This window comes from Pseudomonas sp. B21-054 (genome assembly GCF_026016345.1).
Classification (GTDB): Bacteria; Pseudomonadota; Gammaproteobacteria; order Pseudomonadales; family Pseudomonadaceae; genus Aquipseudomonas.
Map to the genome: position 1 here is coordinate 6,007,077 of NZ_CP087204.1, position 12,214 is coordinate 6,019,290.

The 12,214-nt window shown below is 63.6% G+C and carries 13 protein-coding genes; 5 read left to right on the forward strand and 8 right to left on the reverse strand.

The annotated features are described in order from the left end of the window. Positions 1-15: 15 nt before the first annotated feature. Both nadD and LOY70_RS26090 read right to left on the reverse strand, forming a co-directional pair. Complete coding sequence (nadD, locus tag LOY70_RS26085) at positions 16-702, reverse strand: nicotinate-nucleotide adenylyltransferase (RefSeq protein ID WP_265030792.1); 687 nt, start codon at positions 700-702, stop codon at positions 16-18. Between the two features lies 1 nt (position 703). After that, positions 704-1,975 (reverse strand): glutamate-5-semialdehyde dehydrogenase, encoded by a 1,272-nt coding sequence (locus LOY70_RS26090; protein ID WP_265030794.1) that lies wholly within the window; start codon positions 1,973-1,975, stop codon positions 704-706. A gap of 186 nt (positions 1,976-2,161) precedes the next feature. On the opposite strand from LOY70_RS26090, the gene LOY70_RS26095 reads away from it, so the two are divergent. Further along, positions 2,162-2,842 carry a DNA-3-methyladenine glycosylase gene (locus tag LOY70_RS26095; protein ID WP_265030796.1) on the forward strand — a complete coding sequence of 227 codons (681 nt, stop codon included), beginning with the start codon at positions 2,162-2,164 and terminating at the stop codon, positions 2,840-2,842. A 430-nt stretch (positions 2,843-3,272) separates the two neighbouring features. Then, a complete protein-coding gene (locus LOY70_RS26100; protein ID WP_265030797.1) occupies positions 3,273-4,589 on the forward strand; it encodes a bifunctional DedA family/phosphatase PAP2 family protein in 1,317 nt (438 codons plus the stop codon). 163 nt (positions 4,590-4,752) lie between these two features. Here LOY70_RS26100 and LOY70_RS26105 read toward each other — a convergent pair whose 3' ends face one another. From LOY70_RS26105 to LOY70_RS26115, 3 genes are read right to left on the reverse strand one after another with little or no spacing between them, the layout of a single operon-like run. Then, on the reverse strand, positions 4,753-5,343 hold the full coding sequence (locus tag LOY70_RS26105) for an LON peptidase substrate-binding domain-containing protein (RefSeq protein WP_265030799.1): 591 nt from the start codon (positions 5,341-5,343) through the stop codon (positions 4,753-4,755). 10 nt (positions 5,344-5,353) lie between these two features. Further along, positions 5,354-6,070 (reverse strand): LrgB family protein, encoded by a 717-nt coding sequence (locus LOY70_RS26110; RefSeq protein ID WP_265030801.1) that lies wholly within the window; start codon positions 6,068-6,070, stop codon positions 5,354-5,356. Continuing rightward, complete coding sequence (locus LOY70_RS26115; protein ID WP_265030803.1) at positions 6,067-6,432, reverse strand: CidA/LrgA family protein; 366 nt, start codon at positions 6,430-6,432, stop codon at positions 6,067-6,069. The genes LOY70_RS26110 and LOY70_RS26115 overlap by 4 nt, the downstream gene beginning before the upstream one ends. Positions 6,433-6,621: 189 nt before the next feature. Here LOY70_RS26115 and LOY70_RS26120 point away from each other — a divergent pair, with 189 nt between their 5' ends. The 3 genes from LOY70_RS26120 to LOY70_RS26130 all read left to right on the forward strand — a co-directional run bounded on the left by LOY70_RS26120 (position 6,622) and on the right by LOY70_RS26130 (position 9,567). Beyond that, positions 6,622-7,077, forward strand: a complete 456-nt coding sequence (locus LOY70_RS26120; RefSeq protein ID WP_123343944.1) for a MaoC family dehydratase — start codon at positions 6,622-6,624, stop codon at positions 7,075-7,077. Positions 7,078-7,179: 102 nt separating this feature from the next. Beyond that, a complete protein-coding gene (locus LOY70_RS26125; protein WP_265030805.1) occupies positions 7,180-8,898 on the forward strand; it encodes a C13 family peptidase in 1,719 nt (572 codons plus the stop codon). A gap of 27 nt (positions 8,899-8,925) precedes the next feature. Next, a complete protein-coding gene (locus tag LOY70_RS26130) occupies positions 8,926-9,567 on the forward strand; it encodes an oxidoreductase (protein WP_265030807.1) in 642 nt (213 codons plus the stop codon). 216 nt (positions 9,568-9,783) lie between these two features. On the opposite strand, the gene LOY70_RS26135 is transcribed toward LOY70_RS26130, so the two are convergent. Genes LOY70_RS26135 through mpl form a run of 3 tightly spaced genes read right to left on the reverse strand, consistent with a single transcriptional unit; the run spans position 9,784 to position 12,054 of the window. Further along, positions 9,784-10,068, reverse strand: coding sequence for a YceK/YidQ family lipoprotein (locus LOY70_RS26135; protein ID WP_265030809.1), 285 nt, complete (start codon positions 10,066-10,068; stop codon positions 9,784-9,786). Continuing rightward, positions 10,061-10,708 (reverse strand): flavin prenyltransferase UbiX, encoded by a 648-nt coding sequence (gene ubiX, locus LOY70_RS26140; RefSeq protein ID WP_265030810.1) that lies wholly within the window; start codon positions 10,706-10,708, stop codon positions 10,061-10,063. Before ubiX ends, LOY70_RS26135 begins: the two co-directional genes overlap by 8 nt. Continuing rightward, positions 10,705-12,054: a UDP-N-acetylmuramate:L-alanyl-gamma-D-glutamyl-meso-diaminopimelate ligase gene (mpl, locus tag LOY70_RS26145; RefSeq protein WP_265030812.1), complete on the reverse strand. Its 1,350-nt coding sequence runs from the start codon at positions 12,052-12,054 to the stop codon at positions 10,705-10,707. Before mpl ends, ubiX begins: the two co-directional genes overlap by 4 nt. Positions 12,055-12,214 lie beyond the last annotated feature (160 nt).

The window sequence follows — 12,214 nt, forward strand, 5'->3', positions numbered from 1 at the left end:
TGAAGCGCGCCTTTTTCAGTTCGACGCACGGTACAGCCCGTGCGCATCGATGTAGGCCAGGACCGCGTCGGGCACCAGGAAACGTACCGACTTACCGCTGGCCAGCAGTTGACGGATCTGGGTGGCGGATACCGCGAGCGGCGTCTGCCAGACGAATGCAATCTGTCCGCTCGGCCCTTTCAGGGCCAGCGGGTCGCTCACCGAGCGGGCCGCCAGCAGGTTGCGCAAGGCATCCGGCGGCTCGCTGTCGGCATCCGGGCGTTGCAGCACCAGGATGTGGCAATGCTGGAGCAACTCTTCCCAGCGATGCCAAGTGGGCAGGCCGCAAAATGCGTCCCAGCCCAGAAGCAGAAAAACCTGGGCATCAGCGGCCAGCTCGGCACGCATCAGCTCCAGGGTATCGATGGTGTAGGACGGTTTGTCCCGCTGCAATTCGCGGGCGTCCACCACCAACGGCGCCACACCGGCCACCGCGCACTCGACCATCGCCAGACGGTCCTGCGCCGACACCTGCGGCGTGTCCCGGTGCGGCGGCCTGGCGCTGGGCGTCAAGCGTAGCTCATCGAGGGCCAAGGCATCGGCGACTTCCAGCGCACCGCGCAAATGGCCGATGTGCACCGGGTCGAACGTGCCGCCCAGGATACCGATGCGCCGGGGCGGGGTTGTCGTCGTCACAGCGGCTGACGGGTCGAGGTCGCCCAAGTCAGACCGGCTCCTGTCCGCGCAACTGGCCGTCACCGACCACAATGTACTTCTCGCAGGTCAGGCCTTCGAGGCCCACCGGGCCACGGGCGTGCAGCTTATCAGTAGAAATGCCGATCTCGGCACCCAATCCGTATTCGAAGCCGTCGGCGAAGCAGGTCGGGGTGTTGATCATCACCGACGCCGAGTCCACTTCGGCCACGAACCGCCGGGTTTCACCCAGGTTTTCACTGACGATGGCGTCGGTGTGGTGCGAGCCGTGGCGATTGATGTGCTCGATGGCCTGGTCCAACCCGTCGACCACGCGGATCGACAGGATCGGCGCCAGGTATTCGGTGTCCCAGTCTTCTTCAGTGGCGACCGCCGCCTCGATGATCGCCCGGGTGCGCTCGCAACCGCGCAGCTCGACGCCTTTTTCGCGGAACTGGGCGGCCATCGACGGCAGGAAGTCCTGGGCTACGGCCTGGTCCACCAGCAAGGTTTCCATCGCGCCACAGATGCCATAACGGTAGGTCTTGGCGTTGAAGGCGATGCGCTGGGCTTTCGGCAGCTCGGCGTGGGCGCTGACGTAGACGTGGCAGATGCCGTCCAGGTGTTTGATCACCGGCACGCGGGCATCACGGCTGACCCGTTCGATCAGGCCCTTGCCGCCGCGAGGCACGATGACATCGACGAATTCAGGCATGGTGATCAGCGCACCGACGGCGGCGCGATCGGTGGTTTCCACCACCTGCACCACGGCGGCCGGCAAATCGGCTTCGGCCAGGCCGCGCTGGATGCAGGCGGCAATGGCACGGTTGGAATGAATGGCCTCGGAGCCGCCGCGCAGGATGGTCGCGTTACCCGACTTCAGGCACAGGCTCGCGGCGTCGATGGTCACGTTCGGCCGCGATTCGTAGATGATCCCGACCACGCCCAAAGGCACGCGCATCTTACCGACCTGGATGCCCGACGGCCGATAACTCATGTCGCGGATCGCCCCGACCGGGTCCGGCAGCGCCGCGACCTGACGCAGCCCGACGATCATGCCGTCGATGCGTGCCGGGGTCAGCGCCAGGCGCTCGAGCATGGCCGGCTCCAGGCCATTGGCCCGACCCGCGGCCAGGTCCAGCTCATTGGCGGCGGACAACTCGGCGCGCGCGGCGTCCAGCGCATTGGCGGCGGCCTGCAGGGCGCGGTTTTTCTGCGCGGTGCTGGCACGGCCGATGATGCGCGACGCTTCACGAGCGGCGCGACCCAGGCGGGTCATGTAGTCAAGAACGGACTCAGTCATGGTCTGTGTGGTCTTGGCAAAGAGGAAAGCGGCAGATTATAGCTGTCGTAACCCTCGACTAACAGCGTGGACTCACGGTGGTGACCGGCGGAGGAGCAAATCCTGCAGAAATCGTCAGTGTTCAGCGGCGATTAAGCTTTCCATTGCTATCATCGCGCTTCCTTTGGCCTCCCTTTGTTTATCGCCATGACCGATTCACCTCGTCCGCCAAACGCCCTGCCCCACGCTTTTTTTGACCGTGATGCCCAAGTGCTGGCCCAGGACCTGCTGGGCAAAGTCATTCGCCACAAGGTCGGTGACCTGTGGCTCAGCGCGCGGATCATCGAGACCGAAGCCTATTACTTCGCCGAAAAAGGCAGCCACGCCTCGCTGGGCTATACGGAAAAACGTAAGGCTTTGTTTCTGGATGGCGGGCACATCTATATGTACTACGCCCGGGGCGGCGATTCGCTGAACTTCAGCGCCCAGGGGCCTGGCAATGCGGTGTTGATCAAATCGGCCTACCCCTGGGTCGATACGCTGTCGGGCCCGGCGAGCCTGGCGCAGATGCTGCTGAACAACCCCGACGCCCAGGGCCGCCCGCGCGCATCGCAGAAACTCTGTGCTGGCCAGACCTTGCTGTGCAAGGCCCTGGGCCTGAAAGTACCGGACTGGGACGCCAAACGCTTCGATCCCGAACGCTTGCTGGTGGAAGACGTGGGGGTGCCGACGGTCAACGTGATCCAGACTACCCGCCTGGGCATTCCCCTGGGCCGGGACGAACACTTGCTCTATCGCTTCGTCGACGCCGCCTATGCACCGTGGTGCACCCGTAACCCGCTGCGACGGGGGCAGGTCGAAGGGCGTGATTATTTTTTGCTTTCATGAACACACCGCACAACCCTGTGGGAGCGAGCTTGCTCGCGATAGCGTCGGGTCAGCAGAATGGGTGTTGACTGACACTCCGCAATCGCGAGCAAGCTCGCTCCCACAGTTTGATCTTCAGTGGTCGGGGACTCTCGTTCACAGCAGATCCCCTGTGGGAGCGGGCTTGCCCGCGAAAGGGCCGGAACTTTCAGCATTGATACTGGCTGACACGCCGCATTCGCGAGCAAGCCCGCTCCCACAGTTTGATCTTCAGTGGTCGGGGACTTTCGTTCACAGCAGATCCCCTGTGGGAGCGGGCTTGCCCGCGAAAGGGCCGGAACTTTCAGCATTGATACTGGCTGACACGCCGCATTCGCGAGCAAGCTCGCTCCCACAAAGGGCCAAGTGCAGTAACAATGCATGCCGATAACTATTCAATGGAGTTGTTTTTATGGGCCCATGGCTCGATAGCATCACCGGCTGGCTGACCGCCAACCCGCAATGGCTGGCGGTGGCGGTGTTTATCGTCGCCTGTGTGGAGTGCCTGGCCATCGCCGGGCTGATCGTGCCGGGCACCGTGCTGTTGTTTGCCATCGCGGTGCTGGCCGGCAGCGGAGCGTTGTCCCTCGGTGAAACGCTGTTGCTGGGCTTGCTCGGTGGATTGCTGGGAGACTTGGTGTCCTATTTCCTCGGCCGGCATTTCCACCAGAACATCCGGCGCCTGCCCGGACTGCGGCATCACCCGGAATGGATGAGCGCGGCGGAAAACTATTTCCAGCGCTACGGCATCGCCAGTTTGCTGGTGGGCCGTTTCATCGGCCCGCTGCGGCCGATGTTGCCGATGGTGGCCGGGATGTGCGACATGCCGTTCCCGCGCTTTGCCGCCGTCAGCGTGCTGGCCGCGGCCGGCTGGACCGTGGCCTACCTGTTGCCGGGCTGGGCCACCGGGGCGGCATTCCGCCTGCCATTGCCCGAAGGGTTCTGGCCACAGGCCGGCGTGGTCATCGGCAGCATCGCGGTGATGATCGGGCTGAGCGTCAACAGCAGCTTGCGTCGCCATCGCCACGCCACGGCGCTGATCGCCGGCATCGGCCTGGTGATCCTGATCGGCCTGTTCATCGGGTTCCGCTACCTGACGGCATTCGACCAGGGGTTGATGGCGCTGGTCCAGGAACATCGCAGCCCGACGCTGGATGAAATCGCCGTGACCTTTACGCTGATCGGCGAATTCCGCTACATGTTGATTGTCTGCAGCCTGCTGACCGGCCTGCTGCTGTTGGCACGCCAATGGCGCCAGGCAATCTTTGCCGGCGGCACGATGCTGCTCACTTCCCTGGCCAATACCGGCAGCAAACACTTCTTTGCCCGCGTGCGCCCGGAAATCCTCACCGACCCGCTGACCAGCTACAGCATGCCCAGCGGCCACTCCTCCGGGGCATTCGCGCTGTTCCTGACCCTTGCCGTCCTGGCCGGCCGCGGTCAACCGCCCCGCCTGCGCCTGACCTGGCTGCTGCTGGGCTGCTTGCCGGCGCTGGCCATCGCCCTGTCGCGGGTGTACCTGGGCGCGCATTGGCCGAGTGACATCGTCGCTGGGGCCATGCTCGCCGCCAGCATCTGCGCGGCGGCCCTGTGGCTGAGCCAGCGCCAGACCTCGCTGCCGGCCATGCCGCCGAAAGTCTGGTGGCTGATTCTGCCGGCGCTGGTGGCGGTGTTCAGCTTCTTCGCCCTGCGGCATTTGCCCCATGCGATGTTGCGGTATGCCTATTGAGGCCGGACCTGTCGAGAACAGGATCTGAAGACACCGGTGCCCCCTGTGGGAGCGAGCTTGCTCGCGATGACGGTGGCCCATTCACTCTTTATGCAAGCTGACCCACCGCTATCGCGAGCAAGCTCGCTCCCACAGGGATGGGTGGTGTATAGGGGACGGCGCTTCAGGCAAACAGCTCACCCTGCAACTCATCGAGCAAAGCCTGGATCGCATCCAGGCGCTGCTGGGGATCATCGAGTTGCAGCAGGTCGATCTTGTCCAGTTCATTGAACGGCAGCAGATACGCCAGTTGATTGGCCAGCGATTGCTGGCCGGTCGCTTCGGCGCCCATGTTCAGCGCCTCGACCATCGGGTGCTCGGCCAGGGCCTTGAGCAGCGCCACCAGGTCGGCATCTTCGTCTTGTAGCGGCTGTTCCGGCTCTTCTTCCAGCCACTCGACTTCAGCGACGGTCAACTGGTCCGGCTGGACGCTGCTGCCGTGCACGATAAAGCGGCGCCCGCCTTGCACGCGAATGCCCAGCAGGCCGTTGTCCTGCTGGGAGAAATCAGTGATCAGCGCCTCGCAACCGACCCGCGCGTAACCGTCAGGCGCGATGCCGACTTCCTCGCCATCGAGGATGCACACCACGCCGAAGCCTTCGCCCTTTTTCATGCAGCGACCGATCATGTCGAGGTAGCGCGCCTCGAAAATCTGCAAATCGAGGATGCAACCGGGGAACAGTACGGTGTTCAACGGGAAAAGCGGCAAGCTCATAAACAGTTCCTTAGACCGTCATCGACACCACCAACGGCAGCAATACCGCCGTGGCCACGCCCATCAGACTCATCGCCAGCGCCGCAAAGGCACCGGACTCTTCGCTTTCCTGCAACGCCACCGACGTGCCCACCGCATGGGCCGTCAGCCCCAGGGCCATCCCCCGGGCCTCCGGGCTATGGACACCCAACCGGTTCAAAATGCTCGGACCGAGGATCGCTCCGAGTACGCCGGTAATCAACACAAACACCGCCGCCATGGCCGCCACGCCACCGATCTGCTCGGCCACCAGCATGGCAATCGGCGACGTCACCGACTTGGGCGCCATGGTCATCAGAATCATATGCTCGGCGCCAAACGCCCAGCCCAACACCACCGCAGAGCCGGTGGCGAACACCCCGCCTATCACCAGCGTAGTAAAAATCGGCCAGAACAATTGCCGGATCCGCCGCAGGTTCAAATACAACGGCACCGCCAGGGCGACCGTGGCCGGGCCCAGCAGAATGCTGAGGATCTCGGTGCTCTTGCGGTACTCGGCATAGCCGATGCCGCAGCCGACCAACACGCCGATCAACAGCACCATCGACATCAGCACCGGTTGCAGGAACACCCAGCGGGTTTTTTCGAACGCCGCCAGCACCAGCTGATAGGCGCCCAGGGTAATGCCGATGCCGAACAACGGATGATGAATCACCGAACTCCAGGCGCCCTGCCAGTCGAGCATCATTGGCCGTCCTCCGGCGTGGGCGCGTGACGCCGGGCCAGGCGCTGCATCAACACGCCGGTAAACGCCATGGACAGCACCAGCGACAACGACAGCGCACCGACGATGGCCCAGAAATCGGCGGCAATGGCCCGGGCGTACACCATCACCCCCACCGCCGGCGGCACCAGCAGCAACGGCAGGTAACGCAGCAGGCTGCCGGCGGCCAGGTTCAATGGCTCGCCGACTTCGCCGCGCAGGATCAGATAGCCCAGCAACAGCAGCAGGCCAATGATCGGCCCCGGCAGCACCGGCAAGAACAAATGATTGATCGCTGTGCCCAGCAATTGGAACAGCACCAGCCAGGTCAGGCCCCGTAGCAACATCCGCTCTCTCCCCTGCAACACCTACCCATTGAATGCGCCCGCATTATAAGCACGCCGGCGCTATGGGTCGGCATTCGTAAAAAGCATGGTCGGTGACCTTCCCTGCGCGTCATGTTGATCTACAGTGGTTCTCCGGGGACGCCGATTCCCGTCAATAAAGACAAAACAGACCAACCAAGGAGAGTCTCAATGCCCTATGTGCCCGTTGCAGCGCTCAAGGATTACGTCGGCAAGGAACTTGGACGTTCCGATTGGCTGACCATCGATCAGGACCGTATCAACCTGTTCGCCGAAGCCACTGGCGATTTTCAGTTCATCCACGTCGACCCGGTCAAGGCCGCGCAGACCCCGTTCGGCAGCACCATCGCCCACGGTTTCCTGTCGCTGTCGCTGATGCCCAAGCTGATGGAAGACATCCTGATCTTGCCCGAGGGCGTGAAAATGGTCGTCAACTACGGTCTGGACAGCGTGCGTTTCATCCAGCCGGTGAAGGTTGATTCCAAGGTCCGGCTCAAGGTCGACCTGGTGGACGTCACCGAGAAAAAGCCCGGCCAATGGCTGCTCAAGGCCACCGCCACGCTGGAAATCGAAGGATCGGACAAACCGGCCTACATCGCCGAGCCCCTGTCGCTCTGCTTCGTGTAACCGCGCGCCGATGCGAAGCCGCTCAGGCAGTTTCGCATCGCTTGGCTGTATCTAACGCGCCTAGCTGCGGCATACTCGTCGCCTGATGACCTGGATCCCGTTATGCGCTTACTTGTTCCCCTCACTCTGACCCTAATGCTGACCGCCTGCGGTGATGGCGAATCGCTGTTGCCCACCGATGCACGCCTGCCCGACGGCGGACGTTATCGCGGCGACCTGGTGGACGGCCTGCTGCAAGGCCAGGGGCGCATCGACTACCCCAACGGCAGCTGGTACGCCGGGCAGTTCGACAAGGGCCAGTGGCACGGGACCGGTGAATGGCACGGCAGCAATGGCGAGGTCTATCGCGGCCAGTTCCAGAACGGCCTGTTTCATGGCCAGGGCAGCCTGACCACCCCGACCAGCAGCTACACCGGCGGTTTCAAGCAAGGCCGACGGGACGGTGAAGGAACCCTCAAAGAAAACGGCATGACCTACCGCGGCGAGTTCAAGGCCGATAAGTATTCCGGCCTCGGGCGCCTGGAGCTCGACGATGGCAGCCAGTACCAGGGCCCGTTCGTCAACGGCAAGCCCAACGGCGAGGGCCAGCGCTTCGATGCCAGCGGCAACCAGTTCACCGGGCACTTCGTCGACGGCCAGCTCCAGGGCAAGGGCACCTTCAACAGCGCCGATGGCGATGTTTATGTCGGCGGCTTCAAGAACAACCAGCTCAACGGTCGCGGTCGCTACGAAAACGCCGACGGCGATGTCTGGATCGGCCAGTTCAAGGAAGGCGCGCTGACCGGCAAGGGCGAACTGATCGGCGCCGACGGCAGCCATTACCTCGGTCAGTTCGTCGATTGGCGCTTTACCGGCCAGGGCCGCCTGAACCTGCCAGACGGCAGTTTTTACATCGGCCAGTTCGAAAGCGACAGCTATCACGGCCGCGGCACCCTGGTGCTGACCGACGGTACCGTGCAAAGCGGCACCTGGGCCAAGGGCCAGCGGGTGCGCGATGCGGACGGCCGGCTGCTGCCGGATGTGCTCGAACTCGGCCTGCTGGCCCAGGGTCGCCTGTTGGAGGATGCCCTGGCCAATATCCCGGCTTCTACACCGGCGGTGGAGTTGTACAGCCTGACCCTCGGCGGCGATGGCAAGCAAAGCGTGTTCCTGCGCGAATCCGACTATGTCGCCAACATGCTCGCCAGCCGTTTCGGCGCGTTCGGGCAGATTCGCCTGGTGAACCATCGCGATCACCTCGGCGACCGCCCCATGGCCAGCCGCGAAAGCCTGCGCCGCGCCGCCGCGACCCTGGCTGAGCGCAGCGGCCCGGAAGACCTGATCTTCATCTACCTGACCAGCCACGGCACCAGCGAGCATGAACTGGTGCTCGACCAGCCGCGCATGGAGTTGGCGGACCTGCCCGCCGATGAACTGGCCGTGGTCCTGGCACCGCTGAAGAACCGCGACAAGATCGTGGTGATCTCGGCGTGCTATTCCGGCGGTTTCATCCCGGCGCTCAAGGATGAACGCACGCTGATCATGACCGCGTCCCGGGCCGACCGGGTGTCCTTCGGCTGTTCCGAGGAGGCCAACTTCACCTATTTCGGCGATGCCCTGTTCGCCCAGGCACTGAACCAGACCGACGATCTGGAGCAGGCCTTCAAACGGGCCAAGGCCACCGTGGCCGAACGGGAGCAGGCGGACAATTTCGAAGCGTCCGAACCGCAGATGTGGGCGCCCAGGACCGTCCTGTCCCACTGGCAGCTGCTGCGCAAACAACAAGCGCGAAAAGCATTGCAAAGTGCTGCATTGAACGACGGGGCCATAAAGAGCAACTAAGCTGAATCGTATCAAGGGGGAAACACTATGTACTTGACGCCTCAGCATGTTTTGCTCGCCGGTGCTACCGGCCTCACCGGGGAGCATCTGCTGGACCGGCTGCTCAATGAGCCGACCATCACCCGGGTCCTGGCGCCGACTCGCCGGCCACTGGCCGAGCATCCACACTTGGAAAACCCGGTCGGAGAGCCGGCCGAGGTGTTGCCCCGGCTCAGTGGCCAGGTGGACATCGCCTTTTGCTGCCTCGGCACCACCCTCAAGCAGGCCGGCTCCGAACAAGCCTTTCGCGCGGTGGACCTGGACCTGGTCGTGGCGTTTGCCCAGCGCGCCCGGGAATTGGGCGCCCGGCACCTGATCGCGATCAGCGCCCTGGGGGCTGATCCGAAGTCATCGATCTTCTACAACCGCGTCAAAGGCGAAATGGAAGCCGCGCTCAAGGCCCAGGACTGGCCGCAACTGACCCTCTGCCGGCCTTCCCTGCTGCTGGGCGACCGTGTCGAACCACGCCTGGCCGAGCAACTGGCCGGACCGTTGTCGAGGCTGATCCCGGGCAAATACCACGGCATCGAAGCCTGCCAACTGGCCCGCGCCATGTGGCGCCTGGCGCTGGAAGAGCAGAATGGGGTGCGGGTGGTGGAGTCGGATGAGTTGCGTAAGCTCGGTAAATAGTCATGGGGTGTAAGGGGATTGTGGCGAGGGGATTTATCCCCGCTGGACTGCGAAGCAGTCCCAAAAATGGAGCACGCGGTGTATCAGACTGATCGAGTTAGCTGCCTCAGGGGCCGCTTTGCGGCCCAGCGGGGATAAATCCCCTCGCCACAGGAGATTCACTTGCCACAGGAATCTCCTCAACGCAGCTAGATCTTCTCAACCAGAGAGCTGGCGCTACAACCCGCCAGTCGCCTGAAACCCCACCCCTATCGCCGCGAACAACGACAACGGCAACAACAAGGTATCGAGCAACGCACTGCCCGGCAGGTCGATACCCGGGTAGCTCGGGGCCTCGGCGCCAAAGCGGTCCTTGGCGCAGCAGCCGCCGTTGAGGGCGTAAAGATCCAGGCGCGTGCCCGCGTACACCACCGGCGCCCCAGGCTTGGCGGCGTCGAGGGTGCGGGCGGTGGCGCAGCCGGTCAGCTGCAGCGCCAGCAGCACGATCAGCAGCTTATTCATCGCTGCTCAAATGATGCTCGCCCCAGCGCGGCAACATGTCTTGAGGGATGTTCAGCAGGTTGAGAATCCGCGCGACCACGAAATCGATCAGGTCGTCGATGGTCTGTGGCTGGTGATAAAAACCCGGCGAGGCCGGCAGGATGGTCACGCCCATGTTCGACAACTTGAGCATGTGCTCCAGGTGAATGCTCGAATACGGCGCTTCCCGCGGCACCAGGATCAACTGACGGCGCTCCTTGAGCGTGACGTCCGCGGCCCGCTCGATCAGGTTGTTGCAGGCCCCGGTGGCAATCGCCGAGAGCGTCCCGGTGGAACACGGCACCACCACCATGGCCGCCGGCGCGCCGGAGCCCGAGGCCACCGGCGACATCCAGTCTTCCTTGCCATACACCCGGATCTGCCCCGCCGCCGCACCAGTGTATTCGGTGAGGAAGGCCTGCATCATCTGGGTCTTGGACGGCAGGGTCACGTCGGTCTCGGTGGCCATCACCAGTTGCGCGGCCTTGGAAATGAGGAAGTGTACCTCGCGGTCTTCCCGTACCAGGCAATCGAGCAGGCGCAGGCCGTACTGGGCGCCGGAAGCACCGGTCATCGCCAGGGTGATGCGTTCCGGGCCATTGCTCTCCAAGAGAGTGTTCATCGCAGCGCCTCGGCCAGTTTGCCGTGCAGGCCGCCGAAGCCGCCGTTGCTCATGATCACCACGTGGGTGCCGGGCTGGGCCTGGCTCTTCACGCGTTCGATGATGCCTTCCAGGGAATCGCTGACAATCGACGGCACCGTGCACAGCGCGGCAGTGGCGCCGAGGTCCCAGCCGAGGTTGGCCGGCGCGTACCAGATCACCTGGTCGGCATCGACCACGCTTTCCGGCAAACCGTCGCGGTGGGCGCCAAGCTTCATGGAGTTGGAACGCGGCTCGATGATCGCGATCAGCGGCGCATCACCGATGCGCTTGCGCAAACCGTCGAGGGTGGTGGCGATGGCGGTCGGGTGGTGGGCGAAGTCGTCATAGATGGTGATGCCGCGCACCTCGGCGACTTTCTCCATCCGCCGCTTCACGCTCTTGAACGCGCTCAACGCGGCAATGCCCATGGACGGCACCACGCCGACATGGCGGGCCGCCGCCAAGGTCGCCAGGGCGTTGGCGACGTTATGTTGGCCGGTCATGTCCCACTCGACCACGCCTTGGGACACGCCTTCGAACATTACTTCGAACTGCGAACCATCGTCCTTGAGCAACTTCACCTGCCACTGCCCGCCCGCACCGGTGGTTTGCACCGGGGTCCAGCAGCCCATCTCGATGACCCGCTGCAACGCCGGTTCGGTGGTCGGGTGGATGACCAGGCCTTCGCTGGGGATGGTGCGCACCAAGTGATGGAACTGCCGCTCGATGGCCGGCAGATCGGGGAAGATGTCCGCATGATCGTACTCAAGGTTATTGAGGATCGCCGTGCGTGGACGGTAGTGGACGAATTTCGAGCGTTTATCGAAAAACGCACTGTCGTATTCGTCCGCCTCGATCACGAAGAACGGCGTGCCGCCCAGGCGCGCCGACACCGAGAAATTCTGCGGCACACCGCCGATCAAGAAGCCCGGGCTCATGCCCGCGTGCTCCAGCACCCAGGCGAGCATGCTGCTGGTGGTGGTCTTGCCGTGGGTACCGGCCACAGCCAGGACCCAACGGCCCTGCAACACGTGATCGGCCAGCCACTGCGGCCCGGACACGTACGGCAGGCCTTTGTTGAGCACGTACTCCACCGCCGGATTGCCCCGGGACATGGCGTTGCCGATGACCACCAGGTCTGGCGCCGGATCCAGCTGCGCCGGGTCATAGCCTTGGGTCAGCTCAATGCCCTGGGCTTCCAGCTGGGTGCTCATCGGCGGGTAGACGTTGGCGTCGGACCCGGTGACGTGATGGCCCAGTTCCTTGGCCAGGACAGCCATCGAACCCATGAAAGTGCCGCAAATACCGAGAATATGGATGTGCATAGTCGACCTCGTAAAACATGGCCGCAGGTTAGCGTAGGGAGGGGGAAATCGCACCTTGTGTTTCGAACGGCAGCCATCAGGACACTGCAAATCCCTGTGGGAGCAAGCTCGCTCCCACAGTTGAAAGTACAACCCGGCTTTTGTGGCGAGGGGATTTATC